Origin of the sequence: Arthrobacter sp. NPDC057013, assembly GCF_042674585.1 — a bacterium.
GTDB lineage: Bacteria > Actinomycetota > Actinomycetes > Actinomycetales > Micrococcaceae > Arthrobacter.
The window spans coordinates 72,301-95,469 of record NZ_JBHUSE010000008.1 but is presented as its reverse complement, the minus strand read 5'-3'; the positions used below and the strand labels follow the sequence as shown (position 1 = coordinate 95,469).

The following is a 23,169-nucleotide window of genomic DNA, read 5'->3' as shown; positions in this document are numbered from 1 at the left end:
ATTTAGGGCGCTGCGCCTGGAACATGGCCCCCGGATCGGCCGGAACGGGGCCCTGCACCAAGGCTACGCCGGCCGTGCGTCCGGCGGCAGTGCGCTGGTTTCCGGCGACGCTTTTCACCGTGGAGACAGAGCCTTAGGAATGAAGCAGCCCGGCCCGGAGTTGACCCCATGGCCGGTCCCGCACCGGCCGCACCACCCGGCACCGTTGGAGGACACATGAGCACCACAGCAGACGGCCAGCTCGAGCGCTGGCGCCGCTTCCGCAAGGGCCGCAACACCGCCCTCGCGGCCGAACACGGCTGGCTCACCCTCACCTCGTTCCAATGGCTGGAAAGCCAACCGGCCGCCGTCGACCTCGTCCCCGGACGCTGGTCTGCGGACGGTACGACGGCGGCACTCACGGCGGCTGCGTCCGACGGGCTGACGCTCGTGGAGACCGGCGAGCCGGTGGACGGGACGGTTACCGCCCGGCTCGCGGACGAGGAGTCGCTGATGTGGGTGCAGTTCGGCGGCGCGGACGGCCGGCAGGTAGTGGTGGAGCTGGCGATGCGCGCCGACAGGTACGCCATCCGCACCAGGGATTCCTCCTCGCCGGTGTTCACCGGGTTCGACGGCGTGCCCACCTTCGACTTCAGGCCCGACCTTGCGGTGGAAGCAAGGTTCGAGCCCTACCCTGAGCCCGTGGATGTGCCCATCTCCACCGCCAACCCGCTGGTGGACGGGGTGCACCGCAGCGTGGGCGAACTGGTGTTCCGGCTGCCCGGCAAGGACCACGAGTACCGGCTCCAGGCCGAGGAGGAGAAGCTGGGTGCGCTGACCGTCACGTTCCACGACGAGACCAACGGCGAATCGACCGACGAATGGCGCAAGGTGTCCACGGCCCGCCCCCGGCCGGACGGCTCCGTGGTGCTGGACTTCAACCGCGCCATCAACTACCCCAGCGCCTTCACGCCGTACGGCACCTGCCCCATGCCGGTGCGGAACAACAGCCTGGACGCCCGGATCGAGGCCGGCGAAAAGCAGCCAGCCTCCTGAAAAACGGACCGCTTCCCTCTGGGCCCGGAGGACCGGTCAGGCGATCGCCGAGACGCCGGTGACCGCCCGGCCCACGATCAGGGTGTTGATCTCGAACGAGCCCTCGTAGGTGAAGATGGCCTCGGCGTCGGCGAAGATCTTGGCCATCCGGTAGTCCGTGACGATGCCGTTGCCGCCCAGGATGGACCGGCCCATTGCCACAGTTTCGCGCATCCTCGCCGACGTGTGGGACTTGGCCAGCGCCACCTGCGCCATCCCGGCGCCCTGATCCTGCAGCCCCGCCTGCGCCTGCAGCTGCGCGATCCGGACCATCATGCCCATGCTCGCCACGGCGTTCCCCAGCATGGACACCAGCTGCTGCTGGATGAGCTGGAACCTCGCCAGCGGACGTCCGAACTGCTGGCGTTCGACGGCGTACTGCCGGGCGACGTCGAACGCTGCCAGCTGCTGCCCCACCGCCTGCCAGGCCACCATGATGCGCGAACCGCGGAGCAGCTCGTTGGTGTCCTCGAAACTGCCGATGCCGGCAAAGCGGTCCGCCTCGGCAACCCGGACGTCCTCGAAGACGATGTCGGCGTTCTGCACCGTGCGCAGCGCGATCTTGTTCTCGATCCGACTCCGGCTCACCCCGGGCAGCGAAGCATCCACGATGAAGCCGCGCACCGCGCCGTCGGACTCGTCGCGCGCCCACACCAGCATGTAGTCGCAGAACGTCCCGTTGCCGATCCACCGCTTGGCGCCGTTCAGCACCCAGCAGTCCCCGGCGTCATCGGCCTCTCCGGTAACACCCGATATCCGGCGCGCCCGCGTCTGCATGCCGCCGGCCACGTCCGAGCCGTGCTCCGGTTCGGTCAGGGCGAAGGCGCCGGTGGTCCTGAGGTTGGAGGCGTCGGCGAGGTACCGGCGGCGCTGGTCCTCGGAGCCGAAGCGGTAGAGCGATTCGACGAAGAGGTCGTGGTGGACCATGAAAAACGTGGCGATCGAGGTGTCCACCCGCGTCATCTCCGCGATCACCAGCCCGGCGAACAGGTGGCTGTAGCCGCGCTGCGCCGGCGTGCTCAGCTCCAGGGCGGCCAGCTTGGGCAGGATGTGCGCGGGGAATTCGGCCCTGTTCCACCAGTCCCCCGCGAACGGCGCGATCTCCGCGGCCAGGAACTCACGCAGCTCGTTCAGCTTCCGCTGCTCGGCGGCGCTGAGCAGGGACTCATAGCCAAAGAAGTCCGCGGTGGGCAGGATGTCGACAGCTGGTGTCACCGGGGCGTTGGCGCCAAGTCCCGTGCGGCTCACTTGGGACCCATCCGGATGGCACCGTCGAGGCGGATGGTTTCGCCGTTGAGCATCGCGTTCTCCACGATGTGCGCGGCGAGGTTTGCATACTCGGCCGGCCGGCCCAGACGGGACGGGTGGGGCACCTGCCGGCCCAGTGACTCCTGCGCCTCCTGCGGCAGCCCGGCCATCATCGGGGTCTCGAAGATCCCAGGCGCTATGGTGACCACGCGGATCAGCGACCGGGCCAGTTCACGGGCCAGCGGCAGGGTCATGGCGGCCACGCCGCCCTTGGATGCAGCGTAGGCAGGCTGGCCGACCTGCCCGTCGAACGCGGCCACTGAGGCGGTGTTGATGATGACGCCGCGTTCCTCCCCGCCGAGCTCCGTGACCACGGGCTCGGTGGCGGCCATTGCGGCGGCGGCCAGCCGGACCACGTTGAACGTCCCCACCAGGTTGATCTGAATGACGCGCTGGAAGGTCTCCAGCGGCAGCACGCCGTCGCGGCCCAGGACCTTGCCCGGCGTGGCGATGCCCGCGCAGTTCACCACGATCCGCAGCGGTCCCAGCCCGGCGGCGGCGTCGACGGCGGCCTGCACCTGGTCCTCGCCCGTCACGTCGGCTGGCACGAAAACCGCCTTGGGGGCTGCCGCCTGGTGGCTCCCAAGGTTCTGCGGGCCGGCCGCGTTCAGTTCGTCGGCATACGCGGCGCCGGCCGAGGAAGCGAGATCGGCGAGCACCACGGAAGCGCCGGCGTCGAACAGCCGCCGGGCCGTGGCGGCGCCCAGGCCGGATGCACCACCCGTGATGAGTGCGACGGAACCCTCGATTTCCATACATCCTCCTTGATGCGGCACCGGTCCATGCGGCCCGGATCCCGGCCGCGAACGTTAGTTAGTGCATGTTAACTGAAATGGACGGCGGATGCACCCGGGGCCGCGCGGTTGCAGGGTGCACGCTAGGCAGGGCGCACGGCTGCAGGGCACGGTTCGTTAGGCTGGCCGCATGACGCAGCCCGATGCAGACGCCACCCCGAATGCCGCTCCCGCCTCCGCAACGGAGTGGGCGGAGCGGGCCGATGTGGCTGCACGGTCGGTGACGCACCTCTTCGGCCAGCGGCTGTTCTTCCTGCCCGGGACGCACATCGCGGCCACCACGCGCCCCTCCGGCCGGATCGGGAACCTCAGCCGCCCGTGGCACTACTGGTGGCAGGCGCACTACCTGGACTGCCTCGTGGACACAGGTCTTCGAGAGCTCGGCAAAGCGGGCACGCCGCCGGCAAAGTTCGACGGCGATGCCCGCCCCAGCGCCGGCCAGCTCGCCTCGCGGCTGGTCACCGGCATCCGGCTGCGGAATTTCCTGACGTACGTCAACAATTACTACGACGACATGGCGTGGCTGGCACTGTCCACGCTCCGGCTGGAGCGGCTGGCCGAAGAGAGCCGCCGGCCCAGCCCGCGCCGGCAGGAGCGAATCCGCAAGAGCCTGACGCTGCAGTTCGACTCGGCGTCCACCGACGACCTGGGCGGCGGCACTTTCTGGAGCACCAAGCGGGACTTCAAGAACACCCCGGCCACCGCCCCCGTGGCGCTCTACTATGCGCGAACGGGCAACGCCGCCAAGGCGCAGGCCCTGCTCGACTGGCTGGAGACGCGGCTGTTCGACCACGCCCGCGGGCTCTATCTGGACGGGATCCGGGTCCGCAGCACCGGGGAGACCGTGCTGGAGGACGCCATCTACACCTACAACCAGGGACCGGTCCTTGGCGCCCTGCTGGAGCTCGGCGGCACCGCCAACCTGGAGCGCACCGCAACCGTGGTGCGCGCAGTGGCGGCCCACCTCACCCTGCCGGCCGCCCCCACCAGGACAAACAACATCAGGACACACGCCACCAGGACAGAGCCCGCCAACACCATGGTTCTCCGCTGCGACGGCACCGGCGACGGCGGGCTGTTCACCGGCATCCTCACCCGCTACCTGGCGCTGGCCGCCAATGACCAACGACTGCCGCAGGACGTCCGGACCACTGCCGCCGGGCTAGTCACCGGCACGGCCGATGCCCTCTGGGCCGGCCGCCGGCTCATTGCGGCGGGCGAACCGCTGGTCCGGCACGGGCAGGCCGGGCGCCCCGTCTTCTCTTCCGAGCCGAAGCGGCCGGCGAGCGATACGTATCCGCCGGGTGCCGCCGTCGAACTTTCCACCCAGCTTCAGGCCTGGATGGCCCTGGAGGCCGCCGCATCGCTGGAATCCGCCCCAAAAGTTCACGACAATTAGGACACGCAACAGTTGCGTAATTGATGTGATCCTCATCACTTAATGACTTTGCGGCTTGGTGCTTAGGTTTGGCTAACCTACAGTTTTTCGAGTGAGCTTTGCCTAACTTCCCAGCTCACAGAGGGCCTCGCCCACCAGACTTTTTCAGAAAGAAGCACCCCGATGAAGATCCGCATCAACGCGCTGGCCGGCATCGCGATCGCCGCCACGGCAGCCCTTGGCCTCTCGGCCTGCGGCTCCAGCTCCTCCCCCGCCGCCTCGTCCTCCGCTGACGCCTCCAAGGGCGAGATCACGGTCTACAACGCCCAGCACGAAAGCCTCACCAAGGAATGGGTGGACGCATTCACCGCGGAAACCGGCATCAAGGTGACGCTCCGCCAGGGTGACGACACCGAGATGTCCAACCAGATCGTCCAGGAAGGCGCGGCCTCCCCGGCGGACGTCTTCCTCACCGAAAACTCCCCCGCAATGGCGCAGGTGGAGCACGCCGGCCTGTTCGCCGACGTCAACAAGGACACCGTGGCCCAGGTTCCGGCGGAGTTCCGCCCCAGCACCAACAAGTGGACCGGCATCGCCGCCCGCTCCACCGTCCTGGTGTACGACAAGAACAAGATCTCCGAGGACAAGCTGCCCAAGTCCATGCTGGACCTGGCCAAGCCTGAGTGGAAGGGCAAGTGGGCAGCCTCCCCCACCGGCGCCGACTTCCAGGCGATTGTCTCCGCCCTCGTAGAGCTCAAGGGCGAAGCCGCTGCCGAGGCCTGGCTGAAGGGCATGAAGGAAAACTCCACCGCCTACAAGGGCAACAGCACCGCCATGAAGGCAGTGAACGCCGGCGAAATCGACGCCGCGCTGATCTACCACTACTACTACTACGGCGACCAGGCGAAAACGGGCGAGAACTCCAAGAACGTCACGCCGTACTACTTCAAGAACCAGGACCCCGGCGCGTTCCTGTCCGTCTCCGGCGGCGGCGTGCTGAAGTCCTCGAAGAACGCTGACAACGCCCAGGCCTTCCTGAAGTTCATCACCGGCAAGAAGGGCCAGGAGATCCTGCAGAAGGGCACGTCCTTCGAATACGCCATCGCTTCCGGCGTCCCCGCCAACGAGAAGCTGGTTCCCATCAAGGAACTCGACGCTCCCACCGTGGACCCCGCCAAGTTGAACTCCCAGAAGGTCACCGAGCTGATGACCAAGGCAGGACTGCTCTAATTCTGTGACCCCGCAAGTATCGGCGCCGGAGACATCCGGAAGCACGACGACGGCGGGCCGGGGCAAGCGCCCCCGCCCGCCTTTCGGCGTTTCCGCAGTAGGCGTCATGGCGGTGCTGATCGCCCTGTTTTCCCTCGTCCCGCTCGGCTACGTCGCGGTGATGACCGCGGCCACCGGCTGGGACACCGCCCTTGAACTGATCGTCCGCCCGCGCGTCGGCGAGCTGCTGCTCAACACCGTGCTCCTGATTGTGCTCACGGTGCCGCTGTGCCTCGTGCTGGGCGTCGGCGGCGCGTGGCTCGTCGAACGGACCACCCTCCGCGGCAAGAAGGTGTGGGCCGTGCTGCTTGCGGCGCCGCTGGCCATCCCGGCGTTCGTCAACAGCTACGCGTGGGTTTCCGCGGTGCCGTCGCTGCACGGCCTGTTTTCGGGCGTGCTGATCGCCACGCTCTCCTACTTCCCGCTGGTCTACATCCCCGCCGCCGCGACGCTGAGCCGGCTGGATCCGGCCGTCGAGCAGTCTGCGGCGTCCCTGGGCCTCGGGGCCTGGCGGGCCTTTTTCCGGGTGGTCCTGCCGCAGCTCCGGATCGCGATGACCGGCGGTGCGCTGCTGGTGGCACTGCACCTGCTGGCCGAGTACGGTGCGTTCGCGATGATCCGCTTCGACACGTTCACCACCGCCATCATGGTGCAGTACCAGTCCACCTTCAACGGCACCGCGGGCACCATGCTGGCCAGCGTGCTGGTGTTCTTCTGCCTCCTGCTGCTCCTGGTCGAGGTGCGCAGCCGCGGCACCGCCCGGTACGCCCGCGTCGGATCCGGTGTCCAGGCCAGGGCCCTGCGGCTGCCCCTGCACTTCTACCAGCTCCCCGCCCAGCTGGCCCTGCTCGCGCTGACCCTGCTGGCCTTCGGGCTGCCGCTGCTGTTCGTGCTGCGCTGGATCTTTGCCGGCGGCGCGGAAATCTGGGCCGCCGACGAATTCGGTCCGGCCCTGTGGCAGACCCTGCTCTACGGGCTGGCAGGCGCCGCGGCCACGACCGTTGTCGCCTTCCCGATGGCGTACCTGGCCGTCCGGCACGCCGGCTGGTTCAGCAAGGCTCTGGAGCTCTCCAACTACGTCACCAGCTCCATGCCGGGCATCGTGGTGGCACTGGCCTTCGTCACCGTCAGCATCCGGCTGCTCCCTAATATTTACCAGACCTCGGGCGTCCTGGTGGCCGCCTACGTCCTCCTCTTCCTGCCGCGCGCGCTGGTGAACATCCGTGCCGGGCTGGCCCAGGCGCCCAAGGAACTTGATGAGGCGGCCCAGGCCCTGGGCACGCCCCCGCTGCTGTCCTTCATCCGCGTGACGCTCCGGCTCACCGCCCCCGCTGCGGCCGGGGGCGCGGCGCTGGTGTTCCTCGGCATTGCCAACGAACTGACCGCCACGCTGCTGCTCTCCCCCAACGGAACCCGGACCCTGGCCACCGAGTTCTGGAGCAAGAGCAGCGAAATCGACTACGCCGGCGCGGCGCCGTATGCGCTCCTCATGATCGTGATCTCGGCGCCCATGACCTATTTGCTCTTCCAGCAGTCCAAGAAAGTAGCGGGACAGTGACCGAACAATCCCCGTCCAGGCTTCCGGAACCGCGGATCTCACCGTCCGTGGCGCCAAGCACCAACAGCCACCTTCAGATCGACGCCGTCACCAAGAACTTCGGCTCGCAGGCCGTCCTCAAGGGCGTGAACCTGGCCGTGGCGAAGGGCGGCACCACCGCGATCGTAGGCCCCTCGGGTTCCGGCAAGACCACCCTGCTCCGGCTGATTGCCGGTTTTGAACACCCGGGCACCGGCACCATCTCGCTGAACGGCTCCCCGGTGGCGGGCGACGGTGTGTGGATGCCGGCGCACAAGCGCCACGTCGGCTACGTGGCCCAGGACGGCGCCCTGTTCCCGCACCTGACCGTGGGGCAGAACATCGCGTTCGGGCTCAGTGCGTCAAAGCTCGACGGCGGCCGGCGCGCGGTTAACGCCCGGGTCAGCGAACTCCTCGAGATGGTCTCGCTGGACACGGCCATGGCCAAGCGCCGGCCACACCAGCTCTCCGGCGGGCAGCAGCAGCGCGTCGCCCTGGCCCGGGCGCTGGCCCGCGAGCCCGAGCTCATGCTGCTGGACGAGCCGTTCTCCGCCCTGGACGCCGGGCTGCGGGTCGCCACCCGGCGGGCGGTGGCCAAAGTCCTCAACGAGGCCGGCGTCACCACCATTCTCGTGACCCACGACCAGGCCGAGGCGCTGTCCTTCGCGGACCAGGTGGCCGTCATGCGCGGCGGCAAGCTGGCGCAGATCGGCAACCCGTTCGTGGTGTACACCCGGCCGGCGGACCGTGCCACCGCTGAGTTCCTGGGCGACGCCGTGATCCTCGATGCGTGGATGGAGGGCTCTCTGGCCACCTGCTCGCTGGGCGGAATCCCCGTCCGGCGTCCGCCCGCGCAGGGCCGCGTCCAGCTCATGCTGCGGCCCGAGCAGATCCGGATCGCCGAGGACGGGCCCATCCGCGGCGTGGTAGTGGACACCGACTACTTCGGCCCCGAGACCACCGTGCGGCTCAAGCTCGCCGTGCCGCCCCAGCTGGCCGGTGCCTTGCCCGACCACCGCTATCCCGGCGGCGGCGAGGTGATCACCATCCGGCACTGGAACGCGTCCATCGCCCAGCCCGGCACCGAGCTCTGCCTGCGCGTGGTGGGCGAAGCCGTGGCGTTCGCGATCGAGTCTGCCTGACGGTCTGCTGACCCTGTCGGTCTGCTGCCGTTCCTGCCAGGTTCGGCCGGCGTGCCCCGGGGACTGCCGGCACGGCGCCGGCGTCTTGCCTGTTCCGCAGGTTCAGCGTGCCGTCAGCACGGTGGCCAGCGGGGTGTACTTGAACGATTTCAGCGTCAGCTTCCCGCCGGCCGTGCCGGCGCTGACCGCCGGCCGCCCGGACTTCGGCAGCACCACGGAGGTCAGGGTCTGCTCGCCGCCGTTCACAAAGACCTCCGCCGAGGAATAGTCCACGAAGATGGTCAGCTCCACGGAGCCCCGGCCCGGCGCGCTGCCGGTGCGGGGCGGGCTCTGGGCGCTCCGCCGGTCCGTAAAGAGCGGTCCGAGGGCGTCCGCGCCCGGGACCAGTGCAGCCCGGCTCACCCACGCCGTCCCCGACGCGAAGTTGTAGCCGACCGTGGCGAAGTCCGCCCCGCCGCTGCCCAGCTTCAGCAGCGCCTCCGTGCCGTCGTCGTTCGCTGAACGCTCCAGGGTCACATCCAGCCGGTACGCTCCGCCTGAGGGCTGGGGAAGCCCGCCGGCGCCGTCCGGGGTGAGTGCCCTGCTGTCTGCCGTCTTGGCTTCGCCGTCCAGCGCCGACAGGGCCGGCGTGGGGGTGGAGACGAGCGTGGGCCGGCCCTGCACGGTTTTCAGCCGGATGTCCCGGACGATCGAGTCGGCGCCGCCCTGCCAGTCGGTGGTGGGCAGCTGCCGGGCATAGGTCCAGTTGTTCATCCAGCCGATCGCGTGGCGCGATGCCATCCGTTCGTTTTCCGGACGCCGGGGATCGTCCCAGGTGACGGCTGCATAGAAGTCCGCGCCGGCGTCGAGCCACTGGTGTTTGTCATCCGCGGGGGTGAACTTGGTTCCGTCAAAGGTCCCGGTCCAGTAGGCCACCCCGGTGGTCCGGCCCTCGGCGGTGCCGTTCGCGCTGGCCGCCAGAACCCAGGTGCGCTTGGCGGGGTCGCCGTCGACGTCCAGCTGAAAGAGGTCGGGGCATTCGAGGATCCCCAGGCCCTTCCGCTCGAAGCCGGACGCATAGCGCCAGTTCTTGAGGTCCTTCGAGGTGTACAGGCCGATCTTTTCCCCCTCGGCCAACGCCATGACCCACTGTCCGTGAACCTCGTCGCGGATGATCTTGGGGTCGCGCCAGTGCTGCGCGCCGGGGTTGTCCATGACCGGATTCCCGTCGGCGGCCTTGAAGGTGTACCCCTTGTCCGTGGAGTAGAACAGCGACTGCCGCTGCACGCCCTTGTCCTGCTGGGTCAGGACGGCGACGACCGCGCCCTTGCCGAAGCCGGCCGTGTTGTCCTGGTCCACCACGGCGCTGCCGGTCTCAATGTCCCCGAGGCCGTTCTTGAACTTCTCGATGGCAACGCCCTCGTCCTTCCAGTGCACCAGGTCCGTGCTGGTGGCGTGGAACCATTCGGTGCCGTTCCCCTCGGGGTGGTCCGCGTTGTAGAGGTAGTAGTAGTGCCAAACCCCGTCCAGCAGGAAGGGCCGCTGCGGATCGTTCATCCACTCCTTGGCCGGGGTGAGGTGGTAGGAAGGCCGGAACTGCGAGGCGCCCTCGGGCCTGCTGAACGATTTCGGGGCCTCACTCTGCGTGCCGCTGCCCTGGGGTGCGCTGCTTTGGGGTCCGCTGCTTTGGGGTGCGGCGCCGCCCTGTGTTCCGCCGTCGTTTGAACGGCCGGCCAGGCCGATGACCGTCGCCGCGAACAGCACCAGGGCCAGGACCACAGCCACGGCGATCCACCGCCCGCGGGGGCCCAGCGTGCGTAGGGAATACCGCTGCATGTCCGCCGTTCGTGTTGGGAGTTGGCATCAATTTTAGCGTGGACGGCCTTTTCGATGCCCCGGCGCGCGGTTTGACAGGCTCAACCGGCAGGCTGATCGGAATGCGGCAGCGGGCGCTTCTTCTGCGGATACGGCGTCTCACCGCGCGCCAGCATCTCGACGAATCCGGCGATCTTCCGCTCCCGGGTCGACGCCTGTTTGACCGAGTTGGTGCGGTAGATCAGGGCGTAGCGGTTCACGGACGTGAGGACATCGAACATGGCTTGCGCCTTGGGCACGGCGGCAATGGCGGCGGCCAGATCCGCCGGGACCTCCGCCGTCGCCTGCCCCGAATAGGCGGCTTCCCAGCGGCCGTCGGCTTTGGCGGCGTCGACGGCGGCGCGGCCCGGGGCTGTCATCTTTCCTTCCGCCTCGAGGCGGGCCACATGGCCCACGTTCCGTTCCGACCAGGGGCTTTTGGCACCCCGGCGGGTCATGCGCTGGAGGTAACTGTCGGCGTCGCGCTTTTTGACCTGCCCGTCGATCCAGCCGAAGCAGAGCGCCTCGTCCAGGGCGGCGTCGTAGTCGAGTTCGGTGACGTTGCCGCCCTTTTTGTGCAGGACCAGCCACACGCCGGGGCTGTCGCTGTGGTGGGATTCCAGCCACGTCCGCCAGGCGGCGGCATCGGGCACCAGCAGTTCCTCGAGTTCAACGGCCATGCGCCTATTCTGCCTTCGGTGCTTCCGGATTCAACCCGGCACCCGGTGATTCGCCCCGGTGCCAGGCGATTCAAGACGTGGCATCATGGCCATGTCGGCGACGTTTTCGAAGATCCTGGTGTTTCGAGTTCGAGGAGAGAGCATGCTTCGTGTCCGCCCCATCCACTTCACGTCCCGGGTTGAATCCTGGGAGCGGCTCCTCACCGACCTGGGGATGATCAAGTCCACCGACGAGGGCTCCTGGCGGGAGTTCGACGCAGGTGCGGGCCGGCTGGCGCTGCACCAGGCCGAGCCGGGCGCGGCCGAGGACGGCGTCACGCACTTTGGCGTGGAGGTCGGCGACCTCGAGGAGTTTGCCCGGCGCACCAACCAGTCCGGCGCGGAATCGGACACCACCTCCGCTGAGCTGGTCCGGGCGGACCACGGCGATTCCTGCCGGATCACGGGCGCGGACGGCTTCAGCTTCTTCGCCGACAAGGCCGCCCACGGAGCCAACTGCGCGGATGCGGATCCGGCGCTGGCCGTGGTGGAGGTCTGGTTCAGCGAGGACGTGACAGCGGCGGCCCAGGCGCTGCGGGACATCGGCGCACGGTTCCGGCCGGTCCCGGACGATGACGAAACCGCCGACTTCACCGCAAAGAACGGCGGCGTGCTCATGGCGCGGCCCGGCACGGGTGCGGCGCACGCAGGCCTGGGGTTCGAGTATGCCGGGGACCTTGAGGCAGTGCGGGACCGCCTCACGGCCGCGGGACACGACGTGACGCTGACCGAGGAGGCCTTCGGACGCACCCTCCATGTTGAGCACCCGGACAATGGGGGCGCCGCGGGCCAGCGGGCACCCCTCTGGATCTCGGCCCGGCGCCCTTCGTAGCGTGCTCCGGCGCGGGCACCGGCACCGCCAAATCGAGGGGTGAGATCTCGTCGCTTGGCCACCGCCAAGCGACGAGATCTCACGCTTCGGCGGCTGGACCTGTGGCGATGGGGTAAAAATGATTCATGAACGTGCGCACCCCTGACCCCAACCCCGGCTGGCTCTCGGACGAAGATCTCTTCGAAGCCAGAGGCAGGCTCCCCATGGTCTACGTGGAGGCCGTGCCGGTCCGGCTGGATCCGCTGGGGTTCGTGAACGAGGTGGGCACGCTCCTGCAGGCGGACGAGGACGGCACCATGGTCAGGTCCCTTGTCTCCGGCCGGGTGCTCTACCGCGAGACCATCCGCGCCGCGCTCCTTCGCCACATGGAGAAGGACCTCGGCCCGCTGGCCTTCCCGCAGCTCCCCATCAGCCCCGTGCCGTTCACCGTGGCGGAATACTTCCCCGCGCCGTCGCACACCGGCTTCACCGACGACCGCCAGCACGCCGTGTCACTGGCCTACATCATCCCCGTGACCGGCGAATGCGAACCCCGCCAGGACGCGCTGGAGCTGACCTGGATGACGCCCCAGGAAGTGCTCAGCGACGGCGTGCAGCTCGAATTCACCGGCGGCCGCGGCGCCCTGGTCCGGCAGGCTTTGGCCTACGCCGGCGTCGGCGCCTGACGCCCGGGAGCCCGCGCCTCCCCGACTTCGCACCCTCTCCTTTGTAGACTGTTGGGCGGACCGCAAGAGAACTTAAGGACTCCCGATGAACCACCCTGCAGCTGCCAAGACCTTCCGTGAACAGCAGGCGGGCTCTCTGCGGGCGGGCGACCACCTTCTCCTGCCGGACGGCGAGCGGTCCGCGGAAATCCACTCAGTGGAAGTCGAGACCGACGATTTCGGCAGCCCCGCCATCGTCCTCGCGACCCTCACCGGCGGCGGCACGCTGCGCATCGCTGCCGGCTCGTCCGTCCGGATCCCCGGACCCGCGGCTGACGACGTTCCCGCCCCGGACGCCGCCGGCAACGGGACGCCCAAGTCCGCTGCCGCCGTCGAACACGCCGCAGACGGCGCCGGAACCGCGGATACCCCAACTTCAGAGGCCCAGGCGTCCGACGCCGGCACTCCCCTTTCGGTAGTGGGGAACGAAGCAGCCGGCGAGCCTTCCCGCACGGCGCCCGCCGCCGTCGTCGTACCTCCGCTGCCGTCCACCACCCCGGTGGTAGTCGGCCCCAGCGCCGAAGACCTGGCCCTGATCCCGGAGCCGTCCGGAACGCCGGAATCCGTAGTGGAAGCCGTGGCGGAGGCCCATCCGGATTCCGTCGGGGTGCAGCTGCTGGCCGACAAGCTGGTCAAGGGCATCAACACCAAGTCGGGCAGCTGCCTGAAGGACCTGAGCGACCTCGCGCACGAGCTGTTCATCATGCTCAAGGACGCCGAGGCGTCGCTGACAGTGGCCGACCTGCTGAACGTGCTGCCCTTCGACGGCAACCCGGGGCGCTGGGCATCGGTGGAGGCGTCGCTCGCGCTGTCCAGCTATGTATGCCGGCAGACGGGGCACAAGGACCGTGCCGCCGTGTATGAGAAGCTGCTCCGGGCGCCGGACAACCAGGAGACGGATCCGTTCAAGGCGCGGATGCAGGCCCGCGTGCGGCAGCGCTCACTGAACGAGCCGAACCTGTACGACAAAGAGATTTTCCGCGCCATCGACAACTCCAACCATGAGGCTGAGAAAGAGTGGCGGCGGCTGCGCCTCGAATCGCTGCTGTTCCTGCGCGCCCACGGCGGATCGCAGACCATCAGCGGGTCGGAACTGGAGCGGCGGATTGCGAACGAGCTGGAGTCCGTGCGGGGCTAAGGCCGCCGCGCTTTTACGTCGGGGCGGCCGCACCCCCTTTCCGCCGGAGATTCCTCTAGCCCGGGTTGCGCCCCAAGTTGTAGATTCAGGCCATGACGAACAATCTCAGCGTTGTGATCAATTCGGACGCGCCACAAGTTTGGACGATGCTGCGTGAACCCTCGAAAGTCGCGCAGTGGCATGGCTGGGAAGCCGACGAGCTGGCGGCGGAAATCAATCAGATCTACTTCAACAAATCAGTGGTTGAAGGGCCGGACCACACCACACTGACTGTCGAGAACGGCGACATCTTCACGCTGAAGCCCGTGCCCACCGGAACCGAGGTCAGCGTCACCCGCGCCGGGGTGGACCACAACTCCGAATGGGCCGCATGGGACGAGGACATCACCCAGGGCTGGCTGATCTTCCTGCAGCAGCTGCGGTTCGCGCTGGAACGCCATCCCCACGGCACGCGCCGCACCTGCTACTTCTCCGTCCCCGGCTCGGGCGGCTCCGCCATCGAGAAACTCGGGCTCAAGGACATCCCCGCCGCCGGCGAGGAGTACTCACTCACGCTCGGCACCGGCGAGGAGGTCTCGGGCAGGGTCTGGCACAAGACAAACCACCAGGTGGGGCTCACCGTCAACAGCTACGCGGAGCACGGTGACGGCCTGCTGATAGTTGCCGACCAGCCCGTGATCCCCGAGAAAAGGCCCGACGGCGGCTCGATGGTGATCCTCTCGCTGTACGATCTCGGCGCGCATAGCATGGAAACGATCCGCTCCCTGTGGGACGACTGGCGCTCTGAGAACTACCCCACATCAGAACCCCTCCAGTGAAGGTTCGCGGCTGTTAGCTGGCACACTTGAACCGTGCCAGCCAATCCTGAACCGTCCTCCCCTTCACCGGCTTCCGAACTTACACCGGCCGGCCGGCAGTCCGGGTTCTCCTTCCGGGTAGGCAAGCGGCTCACGGAAACATGCAGCCCGGCCCCCCAGCAGGAGGAGGCCAACGGAGGCGGGTTCCTGGGCCGGACCGGCACTATCACCACCCCGCACGGCGAGATCCAGACGCCGGCCTTCATCGCCGTCGGAACCAAGGCCACAGTCAAGTCAGTGCTTCCCGAGTCCATGGCCGAACTCGGCGCGCAGGCCCTGCTGGCCAACGCCTACCACCTGTATCTGCAGCCCGGTCCCGAGATCCTGGACGAAGCCGGCGGCCTCGGCGCGTTCATGAACTGGCCCGGGCCCACCTTCACCGATTCCGGCGGTTTTCAGGTGATGAGCCTGGGCTCGGGGTTCAAGAAGGTCATCGACATGAAGACTGCGCCTTCCCCGGACCAGGCCCTGCCGGACGACGCCGTGGCCGCCGGCAAGGAACGCCTGGCCCACGTGGACGACGACGGCGTGTGGTTCAAGAGCCACCTCAACGGGGACCGCCACCGCTTCTCGCCCGAGATCTCCATGCGGGTCCAGCACCAGATCGGCGCGGACATCATGTTCGCCTTCGACGAGCTCACCACGCTGCAGAACTCCCGCGGCTACCAGGAGGAATCGCTGGAGCGCACGCGGCTGTGGGCCGTCCGCTGCCTCGAGGAGCACTTCCGGCTCACGTCCGAGCGGGCGGGCAAGCCGTACCAGGCGCTGTTCGGTGTGATCCAGGGCGCCCAGTACGAGGACCTGCGCCGCAAGGCCTGCCGGGACCTCGGTGCCATGGCGTTCGACGGCTACGGGATCGGCGGGGCCCTCGAGAAGGAGAACCTGGGCACCATCGTGCGCTGGTGCAACGAGGAACTGCCCGAGAACAAGCCGCGGCACCTGCTGGGCATCTCGGAGCCGGACGACATTTTCACCGCCATCGAGAACGGCGCCGACACCTTCGACTGCGTCTCCCCCACGCGGGTGGCCCGCAACTCCGCGTTCTACACGCCCGACGGCCGCTTCAACCTGTCCGGCGCCAAGTACAAGCGCGACTTCGGTCCCCTGCAGGAGGGCTGCGACTGCTACGCATGCCTGAACTACTCGCGTGCTTACATCCACCACCTGTTCAAGGCCAAGGAAATGCTCTCCGCCACGCTGATCTCCATCCACAACGAGCGCTTCGTGGTGAAGATGGTGGACGACGCCCGGCTGGCGATCGACTCCGGCGACTTCTTCGAGTTCAAGGCCGCGACACTGGGGCGCTACTACACGTAGGGTCTCCCCCGCCCTTGGCCCGCCCATTTCGACGGTTCCCCGTCCACTAGACGTTGCCGGACGTCTAGCGGGCATGGAACCGTCGAAACGGGCTGTTTCCACATAGGGGTGGGAGTCGCTGGGCCTCCGCTTCCAGAGCGGCCAAGGTGGAAACATGAGCCAACCTTTAGCCGGGCTGCCCGCACGGGAGAACCTTTGGCGTACGGAGCAACTCCTCCAGCGCGGGCTGAACTCCCGGGCACTCACGAGACTGGTTAGGGACGGAACGCTGGTCCGGGTGCGCCGTGGCTGCTATGCACGCGGCCAATGGTGGACGGACCTGAATCGCTCTGCCCGCCGCAGGCAGCTTATCTATGCCCATGCCCATGGCACACGCACGACGTCGGCCGGAGGCTTCGTTTACAGCCACACCTCAGGTGCCAGTCTCCAGAGCCTCCACCTGTGGGGAGTCGACGATGTCGTCCATCTGACCCAGGCTGGCTGTCCCTCAGCAGTCTCGCACGGCCGCGGCGTGGTGGCCCATACCCGGCGTCTGAGCAGCCGTGAGGTGACCTTTGTTAATGACCTGCCGTGCACCTCGCTAGAGCGGACCGTGGTGGACTGCTGCCTGATGTTTAACATGCGCCAATCCCTGATTCTGGTGGACCACGCCGCCCGTCTGGGGGCCGACCTGCACCTGCTGCGGGACTACTGCACCGCGTTGGCGGGGCGCAACGGCGTCATCGCATTGCGACGGGCGCTGGAGTTGGTGGACGCCCGCTCCGAATCTGCCGGTGAGAGCCTGACCCGGGAACTCATTCATCGGCTCAGGATCCCCGCGCCAGAACCGCAATACGTAGTGCGGACACCCCTGGGCGAACACCGGCTGGACTTTGCGTGGCCTGCACAAAGGGTCGCTCTGGAGTTCGACGGCAAAACAAAGTACTTCGATTACCGGCCCACCAGCGAGGTCGTGTTTCAGGAGCGCAGACGAGAAAAGGCGCTCATGGAGCAGGGGTGGATTTTTGTCCGGGTCGAGTGGAAGGACCTGTTTCGGGAACAGGAGTTCAAATACCGGCTGCTTCGGGCTCTCGAACAGGGATCGGATAGTGCACAGCCGGCCCCGTTTCGACGGTTCCCTGCCGGTTAGACGTTGCTAAACGTCGAATGGGCACGGTTCCGTCGAAACGGCGGCGGCGGCACGCCCCCTGGGACCCAAAGGTCACCGCGGTGCCAGCCACCCGCCGTCGTGCGTTACCGCCTGTAAATTACTTGAAAGTCAGGCCTTGACGAAGTCGTCGTCGTCATCCTTGCGCGCGGCGCCCGCCGGGGCACTGGTCTGGACACCGGACCCAGCCGCGCCGGACCAGGCGTGGCCCTGCTCGCGGTCCAGGTGCGTCGTCTTCTTGTTCTTCAGCGCAAAGACGTAGACCAGCAGGGACACGCCGATGGCGATGGTGACGTACGTGAAGAAGAGATCCACCTGTTCGGCCTTCTGCAGGGCGGCGCCGATGAGCGGAACCGTCCCGCCGAAGAGCGAGTTGGCGATTGCGTAGCCCAGGCCGACGCCGAGTGCGCGGATGGAGGCCGGGAAGAGCTCGGCCTTCACGAGCGCGTTGATGGAGGTGTAGCCGCCCACGATCAGCAGGCCGCCCATCATCAGCAGGAACGCGGTGAAGGGATCCTTGGTGCCGGCCAGCGTGGAGAGCAGCGGCCAGGTGAACAGCACGCCGGTGATGCCGAACCAGAGGAGCAGAGGCTTGCGGCCCACCTTGTCGGAGATGATGCCGTAGACCGGCTGGAGCAGCATGAAGATGAACAGCGCCCAGAAGTTGATCACGGACGTGTCCGTCTTGGCGATGCCGGACGTATCGTTCATGAACTTCAGGATGAAGTTGGTGTACGTGTAGAAGGCCACCGTGCCACCCAGGGTCACGCCGATGCAGATCAGCAGCGGCTTCCAGTGCCGGGTGAAGAGCAACCGCAGCGTGCCGGGCTGGGCCTCGCCGGACGCGGCAGGAGCCTTGGCCGCCTGCACCTGTTCCGCGGAGACTGTCTCCTCCATGGAGCGCCGCAGCCACAGCACCACCAGCGCAGCAACGCCGCCGATGGCGAACGGGATGCGCCAGCCCCACTCCTTCAGCAGGCCGTCGCCCAGGGTGTTCTGCAGGATCACCAGCACCAGCAGGGCCAGCATCTGGCCGCCGACCAGGGTCACGTACTGGAAGCTGGAGAAGAAGCCGCGGCGCCTGGAGGTGGCAGCTTCGGACATGTACGTGGCGCTCGTGCCGTATTCGCCGCCAACGGAGAAGCCCTGCAGCACACGGATGAGGATCAGCAGGACCAGGGCCCAGATGCCAATGACATCCTGCGTCGGGAGGACGGCTATCGCGAACGAGCCCGCGGACATCAGGGTTACGCTGAGGGTCAGGGCGGCCTTGCGCCCGTTGCGGTCCGCGTAGCGCCCGAAGAACCAGCTCCCGATGGGACGCATGAGGAACGAGGTCGAGAAGACGGCCATAGCCTCGAGTCCGGCCTGCAGCTCGTCCTTGGAGTTGAAGAAGTGCGCCTGGAAGTAGGCCGCGAAGACCGTGTAGACGTAGAGGTCGTACCACTCGACGAGGTTGCCGGCGGAGCCCTTGAGGATGTTGCTTACGGCCCTGCGTGTCTGTGCGGCCTCGCTGGGTACCGCGCTGTGGGGCGCGGCGTGCTGGGTGCTCATCAATGAACCTTCCTGGTCGGTGCCATCGTCGGCGTCCGAGGTGCGAAATGGGTGTCCTGCCGGAATCCCCGTTCCGGGCTTCCCTGTGCCTGTCCGGCGGCGTTGAGCGGTTCCCCGCCGGCAGCCCCGGACCCGGCGCCTTGCCGGCAGATCCTGCAAGGGGACACCTGCCAACTTATGCGTGATCCTTGGCACATCCAACGTGGAGAGGCATTTCCTAACACTTCCTTAAGAATTGGAAACTGCCGACGGCGGCGGGTCGCCTTTGCACTTCACCCGACGGCATTGAAGGCATTCCGTCGTTCCCAATCGCCAGCGACAAGGCGAAATCCGCGGACAAGGAGTAATGTCCAAACGGACTCCGAGGTCCCCCGACAGCAACGAAGGCAGAGGAAACAGGCAATGCGCGTGCTCATCGTCGAGGACGACGACGCGATGGCGTCGGCCCTCGAGGCGGCTGTCGTTTCCGCAGGGCACAAGGCTCAGCGGGTGTCCCGGGGCGCGGATGCACTGCTGGTCCACCGGGAGCACGATCTCATCCTCCTGGACCTCGGGCTCCCGGACATGGATGGCCTCGAACTCCTGCGCAAACTTCGCCAGGTCACCGCCTGTCCCGTCCTCATCCTCACAGCACGCGACGACGAGCGCAGCGTGGTCCTGGGCCTCCGCTCCGGCGCTGACGACTACCTGGTCAAGCCGGTCAAGCTGGTGGAACTCCTCGCGCGGATTGAAGCGGTCACCCGGCGGGTGGGCCGCAGCGGTCCCGAGAAGTCACACAGCATCGTCCTGGGGGAACTCGACGTCGACCTTGACCGGCGGGTGGCTGCCATCGGATCCCGGGTCCTCCCACTGACCGCAACGGAATTCGACCTCTTGGCCCTGCTGGCCCGGAACGCCGGCTCCGTGGTGACCCGCGAACAGATCCTCGACGCCCTGTGGGGTGATGCTTTCCTGGCTTCGTCCCGGTCCTTGGACGTGCACCTCACCGGGCTGAGGTCCAAGCTGCAGATGCCCGGCTTCATCATCAACGTCCGGGGCGTGGGATACCGGGTTGAAGCGGAACCGGCGTGAAGCGCCGGGTCCTGGGCATCCTGAGCCTGTTCGCCCTGGTGATGGTGGTGGCGATCTCCAGCGCCATCCTCAGCTCGGCCGGGCGGGAGCTGACCCAGGAAGTCCAGATCAACCGTGTCTCGGCACTCAACCGGTTTGCCCAAGTTGCGTACGACGCCTCGCAAAGTGGCGACCCGAGTCAGCTCCGCCGCGAGATGGAGCGTTACTCCGGCCTTTACGGGGAGGGCATCCTGGTCCGGCTGCAGGAAACCGCCACGGTGCAGTCCGGCGGACTCAGCACGGACCGACCCGATGTGCGGGACGCCATCTCCCGCGCCAGCCTGAACCTCAATGACACGACCCTCGAGCCGCTGCAGCCGTTTGGCTCCGACAGGGCACTTATTTCGCGCTCGTTCGGGAGCGCCAGCCAGGTGCTGGGTGAGGCCGTTCTGGAAGTGGACCTCGGGGCCGCACGGCAGAAACTCCGTGAACGCTGGCTGCTGGTGGGCCTGGGTGCAGCAGGCCTTTCGGCGGTCCTGCTCCTGGGGGCGCTCCGTGCCACAGGATGGGTGATCCGGCCGGTGCTGCGGTTGAACGCTGCGGTCGCGGAACTGGAAGCCACCGGCCGGGCCGCGCGGTTGCCCGAAGCCGGGCCGCCCGAGCTCAAGGAACTGAGCCGCTCCTTCACGAAAATGGCCGAGACCGTGAGCAGCAGCACCGAGTCCCAGCGCCGGCTCATTGCCGACACCTCCCACCAGCTCCGCAACCCCATCGGGGCCCTGCGGCTGCGGATCGACCTGCTGCAGCTGGAACTCCGGACAGACTCTGAACGGGCCAAAGCTGAGGGGGTCGTGAAGGAACTTGAGCGCGTCGAGGAGATCCTGGACGATGTCCTGAAGTTGGCTACCGCCGAGCACCGGGCCTCCGAAGGTGCGGCCAACCAATCCATCAGGCCGGGCGCGGGCGGCTCGGTGCAGCCCATCGATCCCTACCCCGTGCTGCAGGAGGGAGTAGACCGCGCCCGCCCCGCAGCCAAACACGTCGGCTCCAGGCTCGTTTTGAAGGCTCCTCCGCAGCCGCCCCTGCAGCTTCACTGCAGCGCCGCCGAGCTGGCCCAGATGGTGGGTGAACTGATCACCAATGCCATCAAGTACGCGCCCGGGGCCGCCATCACGGTGGGCGCCCGCCCGCTGGGCGGCTCTGTGGTGGTTGAAGTGTCCGACGACGGCCCGGGGCTGCCGCCCGAAGAGCTCGCCGCTGCAGCCACACGGTTTTGGCGTTCCCCGCGCCACGCCGGCATTCGGGGCACGGGACTGGGAATGACCATTGTGGACCGGCTGGCGGGTGCGAACGGAGGACGCCTGACGCTTCGGGGACGTGATCCGCACGGTCTGCTTGCGCTCCTGGAGTTTCCCGCCGCTTCGGCAACAAGCGCTCCGTCAGCAGCCGTTCGGGCAGCAGAAGGGGACCACGGCCCTGGAGGAAGCCCTGGGGCTGGCGCCGCTGTGCGGAAAAGACGGCGGCCGTGAGCCCGAGGATACAAGACCCGGTGGGCCGGCGCGGGGTCCTGAAGTCCGGACTGGGCCTGCTCCTCGGGGCCGTTTGCCTGCCGGGCGTGGCCGCATGCACTGCGTCACCGGGTCCGGCCAGGGTGACCGTGGCCGGCGGTGAAGCCGGCGGCTTCTACCTCGAGTTCGCCACGCTTCTCGCCGAATCGTTCCAGCGCCACGGAATCGCGCAACGCGCGGAAGCCCTGACCACCGGCGGCAGCCTTGACAACATGAGGCGACTGGCCGCCGGCGAGGCAACGTTCGCCGTCGCGCTCCTCGATGCCGCAGTGCAGCAAGCTGGTGCGCGGCAGGCGGTAGGCCCGCCCGCCGGGGCGATGGCCGCCGTCGGGAAGGTCTACGAAAACTATGTCCACTGCCTGGTGCGGCGGGACAGCGGAATCGGGAACCACACCGACCTCAAGGGCAGGAGGATCGGGATTGGTGAGGCGGGCTCTGGAACATCGCTGACGGCCGGCAGGATTTTGGAAGTGTCAGGGCTGGCAGCCTCGGCTGGGGCCGTTACGGAACTCAATCTTGGCCTCAACGACGGGCTCGCCGCGCTCCGGAAGAAAGGCGTGGACGCGATGTTTTGGTCGGGCGGTGTGCCGACAGCCGCCATTACGGAGGCGAACGACGAGCCTGGGCTTCGGCTGCTCGACCTGTCCAACCTGGTCCGGCCCCTCCGCGAGCGCTTCGGCGCCTTCTACGACCGCGTGCTGATTTCCGGAAGCGGCTACCCGGGAGCCGGGTCCGTCTGGACCGTGGGCGTGGCGAACCTGCTGCTCTGCCGGAACGACCTCGACGGCGGCATCGTCCGGAACACCGTCAGGCTGCTGGTGGACCACGCCGACGAGCTCGTTCCGCGGTCCAGCCTCGGCGTCCAGTTCCTGAGCCCGGACACCCTGATCAACACGGCCGACCTGCCCCTGCATCCGGCTGCAGCGGAGGCCTACCGCACGCTGCACGGTTAGGCAGTGCCCCAACTGCGGCCGGCCTTCGGGACAGGGCAGGGCAGGCGCGGCATGGCAGGATGGAACGATGACTTCTGTTGTTTCTGAGAACCTTTCCGGGGCGAACACCACCGCCGCTCCCGCCGTCGTCCTGACCATCGCGGGTTCGGAGGCGACCGGAGGCGCCGGAGCCCAGGCCGACCTGAAGACGTTCCAGCAGCTCGGCGTTTTCGGCATCGCCAACCTCACGTGCATCGTCTCCTTCGATCCGAACAATAAGTGGAACCACCGCTTTGTTCCCGTGGACCAGGAAGTCATCGCGCACCAGCTGGAGGCGACGACGGCGGCCTACGGTGCCGCTTCCGGCGCACCTTCAGTGCTGGACACCGTAAAGATCGGCATGCTTGGCAGCCCGGCCACCATTTCGACCGTTGCCTCCGCACTGTCCGCCGGGGAGTTCGCCAATGTGGTGCTGGATCCCGTGCTGATCTGCAAGGGCCAGGAGCCGGGCCACGCGCTGGACACGGACCAGGCGCTGAAGGCACAGATCCTCCCGCTGGCCACGTTCGTCACGCCCAACCACTTCGAGGCGGAGTCCCTGTCCGGCCTGGAGATCACCGACGTCGAATCCCTCAAGGCCGCGGCGGTCCGCATCCACGAGGTGAGCGGGGCCGTGGTGCTGGCCAAGGGCGGCGTTCGCCTGTCCGGTCCCGACGCTGTCGACGTCTTCTACGACGGCGAAACCCTCGAGGTCCTGACGGCCCCGAAGGTGGGGGAGGTGGCCGTCTCCGGCGCCGGCTGCTCGCTCGCCGCGGCGGTGACGGCCGAACTGGCCAAGGGAGCTACGCCGCTGGAGGCCGCGCGGACCGCAAAGGACTTCGTGACCGCTGGCATCCGCAACCGCGTGGCCTCCGGCGCCCCGTTCGACGCCCTCTGGCAGGGCGGCCCGCGCTAAGCCCCGGCGGGGACCCTCTCTC

Annotated in this window: 20 protein-coding genes and 1 pseudogene; 16 read left to right on the top strand and 5 right to left on the bottom strand. The window is 67.8% G+C overall.

The window, feature by feature from the left end; all coding sequences use genetic code 11:
• Positions 1-216: 216 nt before the first annotated feature.
• Entirely contained in the window at positions 217-1,035 is an 819-nt protein-coding gene (locus ACFTSA_RS12810; RefSeq protein ID WP_377951718.1) for a DUF1684 domain-containing protein, read from the top strand.
• Between the two features lie 36 nt (positions 1,036-1,071).
• Here the strand turns inward: ACFTSA_RS12810 and ACFTSA_RS12805 are convergent, their stop codons facing one another.
• Both ACFTSA_RS12805 and ACFTSA_RS12800 read right to left on the bottom strand, forming a co-directional pair.
• Positions 1,072-2,322, bottom strand: coding sequence for an acyl-CoA dehydrogenase family protein (locus ACFTSA_RS12805; RefSeq protein ID WP_377951717.1), 1,251 nt, complete (start codon positions 2,320-2,322; stop codon positions 1,072-1,074).
• On the bottom strand, positions 2,319-3,137 hold the full coding sequence (locus ACFTSA_RS12800) for an SDR family NAD(P)-dependent oxidoreductase (protein WP_377951716.1): 819 nt from the start codon (positions 3,135-3,137) through the stop codon (positions 2,319-2,321). Before ACFTSA_RS12800 ends, ACFTSA_RS12805 begins: the two co-directional genes overlap by 4 nt.
• Before the next feature lie 169 nt (positions 3,138-3,306).
• On the opposite strand from ACFTSA_RS12800, the gene ACFTSA_RS12795 reads away from it, so the two are divergent.
• The 4 genes from ACFTSA_RS12795 to ACFTSA_RS12780 all read left to right on the top strand — a co-directional run bounded on the left by ACFTSA_RS12795 (position 3,307) and on the right by ACFTSA_RS12780 (position 8,541).
• Positions 3,307-4,575 (top strand): glycoside hydrolase family 76 protein, encoded by a 1,269-nt coding sequence (locus ACFTSA_RS12795; protein WP_377951715.1) that lies wholly within the window; start codon positions 3,307-3,309, stop codon positions 4,573-4,575.
• Between the two features lie 162 nt (positions 4,576-4,737).
• Positions 4,738-5,784 (top strand): iron ABC transporter substrate-binding protein, encoded by a 1,047-nt coding sequence (locus tag ACFTSA_RS12790; RefSeq protein ID WP_377951714.1) that lies wholly within the window; start codon positions 4,738-4,740, stop codon positions 5,782-5,784.
• Between the two features lie 4 nt (positions 5,785-5,788).
• A complete protein-coding gene (locus tag ACFTSA_RS12785) occupies positions 5,789-7,381 on the top strand; it encodes an ABC transporter permease (protein ID WP_377951713.1) in 1,593 nt (530 codons plus the stop codon).
• Positions 7,378-8,541, top strand: coding sequence for an ABC transporter ATP-binding protein (locus ACFTSA_RS12780; protein ID WP_377951711.1), 1,164 nt, complete (start codon positions 7,378-7,380; stop codon positions 8,539-8,541). Before ACFTSA_RS12785 ends, ACFTSA_RS12780 begins: the two co-directional genes overlap by 4 nt.
• A gap of 102 nt (positions 8,542-8,643) precedes the next feature.
• On the opposite strand, the gene ACFTSA_RS12775 is transcribed toward ACFTSA_RS12780, so the two are convergent.
• Entirely contained in the window at positions 8,644-10,356 is a 1,713-nt protein-coding gene (locus tag ACFTSA_RS12775) for a glycoside hydrolase family 32 protein (protein WP_377951709.1), read from the bottom strand.
• A gap of 80 nt (positions 10,357-10,436) precedes the next feature.
• Entirely contained in the window at positions 10,437-11,054 is a 618-nt protein-coding gene (locus ACFTSA_RS12770) for a YdeI family protein (RefSeq protein ID WP_377951707.1), read from the bottom strand.
• A gap of 142 nt (positions 11,055-11,196) precedes the next feature.
• Here ACFTSA_RS12770 and ACFTSA_RS12765 point away from each other — a divergent pair, with 142 nt between their 5' ends.
• The 7 genes and pseudogenes from ACFTSA_RS12765 to ACFTSA_RS12735 all read left to right on the top strand — a co-directional run bounded on the left by ACFTSA_RS12765 (position 11,197) and on the right by ACFTSA_RS12735 (position 17,070).
• Positions 11,197-11,925 carry a VOC family protein gene (locus ACFTSA_RS12765; RefSeq protein ID WP_377951705.1) on the top strand — a complete coding sequence of 243 codons (729 nt, stop codon included), beginning with the start codon at positions 11,197-11,199 and terminating at the stop codon, positions 11,923-11,925.
• Positions 11,926-12,050: 125 nt separating this feature from the next.
• A complete protein-coding gene (locus ACFTSA_RS12760; protein WP_076798919.1) occupies positions 12,051-12,590 on the top strand; it encodes an NUDIX hydrolase family protein in 540 nt (179 codons plus the stop codon).
• An 85-nt stretch (positions 12,591-12,675) separates the two neighbouring features.
• Positions 12,676-13,767, top strand: a complete 1,092-nt coding sequence (locus ACFTSA_RS12755) for a DUF6707 family protein (RefSeq protein ID WP_377951703.1) — start codon at positions 12,676-12,678, stop codon at positions 13,765-13,767.
• A gap of 92 nt (positions 13,768-13,859) precedes the next feature.
• Positions 13,860-14,585 carry an SRPBCC domain-containing protein gene (locus ACFTSA_RS12750; RefSeq protein WP_377951702.1) on the top strand — a complete coding sequence of 242 codons (726 nt, stop codon included), beginning with the start codon at positions 13,860-13,862 and terminating at the stop codon, positions 14,583-14,585.
• Positions 14,586-14,618: 33 nt separating this feature from the next.
• Entirely contained in the window at positions 14,619-15,941 is a 1,323-nt protein-coding gene (gene tgt / locus ACFTSA_RS12745) for a tRNA guanosine(34) transglycosylase Tgt (RefSeq protein WP_377951700.1), read from the top strand.
• Positions 15,942-16,095: 154 nt separating this feature from the next.
• Positions 16,096-16,230: pseudogene (locus ACFTSA_RS12740) on the top strand (type IV toxin-antitoxin system AbiEi family antitoxin domain-containing protein); the annotation flags it as partial.
• A gap of 222 nt (positions 16,231-16,452) precedes the next feature.
• A complete protein-coding gene (locus ACFTSA_RS12735) occupies positions 16,453-17,070 on the top strand; it encodes a hypothetical protein (RefSeq protein ID WP_377951831.1) in 618 nt (205 codons plus the stop codon).
• 129 nt (positions 17,071-17,199) lie between these two features.
• Here the strand turns inward: ACFTSA_RS12735 and ACFTSA_RS12730 are convergent, their stop codons facing one another.
• Positions 17,200-18,642 carry an MFS transporter gene (locus ACFTSA_RS12730; RefSeq protein WP_377951698.1) on the bottom strand — a complete coding sequence of 481 codons (1,443 nt, stop codon included), beginning with the start codon at positions 18,640-18,642 and terminating at the stop codon, positions 17,200-17,202.
• A 402-nt stretch (positions 18,643-19,044) separates the two neighbouring features.
• Here ACFTSA_RS12730 and ACFTSA_RS12725 point away from each other — a divergent pair, with 402 nt between their 5' ends.
• The 4 genes from ACFTSA_RS12725 (at position 19,045) to ACFTSA_RS12710 (ending at position 23,147) form a co-directional block, all read left to right on the top strand.
• Positions 19,045-19,713 carry a response regulator transcription factor gene (locus ACFTSA_RS12725; RefSeq protein WP_377951696.1) on the top strand — a complete coding sequence of 223 codons (669 nt, stop codon included), beginning with the start codon at positions 19,045-19,047 and terminating at the stop codon, positions 19,711-19,713.
• Entirely contained in the window at positions 19,710-21,221 is a 1,512-nt protein-coding gene (locus ACFTSA_RS12720; RefSeq protein WP_377951694.1) for an ATP-binding protein, read from the top strand. The genes ACFTSA_RS12725 and ACFTSA_RS12720 overlap by 4 nt, the downstream gene beginning before the upstream one ends.
• Positions 21,218-22,213: a TAXI family TRAP transporter solute-binding subunit gene (locus tag ACFTSA_RS12715; protein WP_377951692.1), complete on the top strand. Its 996-nt coding sequence runs from the start codon at positions 21,218-21,220 to the stop codon at positions 22,211-22,213. Before ACFTSA_RS12720 ends, ACFTSA_RS12715 begins: the two co-directional genes overlap by 4 nt.
• 67 nt (positions 22,214-22,280) lie before the next feature.
• The gene (locus tag ACFTSA_RS12710; protein WP_377951691.1) at positions 22,281-23,147 is read left to right on the top strand and encodes a hydroxymethylpyrimidine/phosphomethylpyrimidine kinase; all 867 of its coding nucleotides are present in this window, start codon (positions 22,281-22,283) and stop codon (positions 23,145-23,147) included.
• Positions 23,148-23,169: the final 22 nt, after the last annotated feature.

Excerpts from the sequence above, each read along its gene's own strand:
- ACFTSA_RS12765 (WP_377951705.1), top strand. The coding sequence starts at position 11,197 with ATGCTTCGTGTCCGCCCCATCCACTTCACGTCCCGGGTTGAATCCTGG.
- ACFTSA_RS12790 (WP_377951714.1), top strand. The coding sequence starts at position 4,738 with ATGAAGATCCGCATCAACGCGCTGGCCGGCATCGCGATCGCCGCCACG.
- ACFTSA_RS12775 (WP_377951709.1), bottom strand. The coding sequence starts at position 10,356 with ATGCAGCGGTATTCCCTACGCACGCTGGGCCCCCGCGGGCGGTGGATC.
- ACFTSA_RS12730 (WP_377951698.1), bottom strand. The coding sequence starts at position 18,642 with ATGAGCACCCAGCACGCCGCGCCCCACAGCGCGGTACCCAGCGAGGCC.
- ACFTSA_RS12795 (WP_377951715.1), top strand. The coding sequence starts at position 3,307 with ATGACGCAGCCCGATGCAGACGCCACCCCGAATGCCGCTCCCGCCTCC.
- ACFTSA_RS12725 (WP_377951696.1), top strand. The coding sequence starts at position 19,045 with ATGCGCGTGCTCATCGTCGAGGACGACGACGCGATGGCGTCGGCCCTC.
- ACFTSA_RS12800 (WP_377951716.1), bottom strand. The coding sequence starts at position 3,137 with ATGGAAATCGAGGGTTCCGTCGCACTCATCACGGGTGGTGCATCCGGC.
- ACFTSA_RS12750 (WP_377951702.1), top strand. The coding sequence starts at position 13,860 with ATGACGAACAATCTCAGCGTTGTGATCAATTCGGACGCGCCACAAGTT.
- ACFTSA_RS12760 (WP_076798919.1), top strand. The coding sequence starts at position 12,051 with ATGAACGTGCGCACCCCTGACCCCAACCCCGGCTGGCTCTCGGACGAA.
- ACFTSA_RS12755 (WP_377951703.1), top strand. The coding sequence starts at position 12,676 with ATGAACCACCCTGCAGCTGCCAAGACCTTCCGTGAACAGCAGGCGGGC.
- ACFTSA_RS12810 (WP_377951718.1), top strand. The coding sequence starts at position 217 with ATGAGCACCACAGCAGACGGCCAGCTCGAGCGCTGGCGCCGCTTCCGC.
- ACFTSA_RS12710 (WP_377951691.1), top strand. The coding sequence starts at position 22,281 with ATGACTTCTGTTGTTTCTGAGAACCTTTCCGGGGCGAACACCACCGCC.
- ACFTSA_RS12770 (WP_377951707.1), bottom strand. The coding sequence starts at position 11,054 with ATGGCCGTTGAACTCGAGGAACTGCTGGTGCCCGATGCCGCCGCCTGG.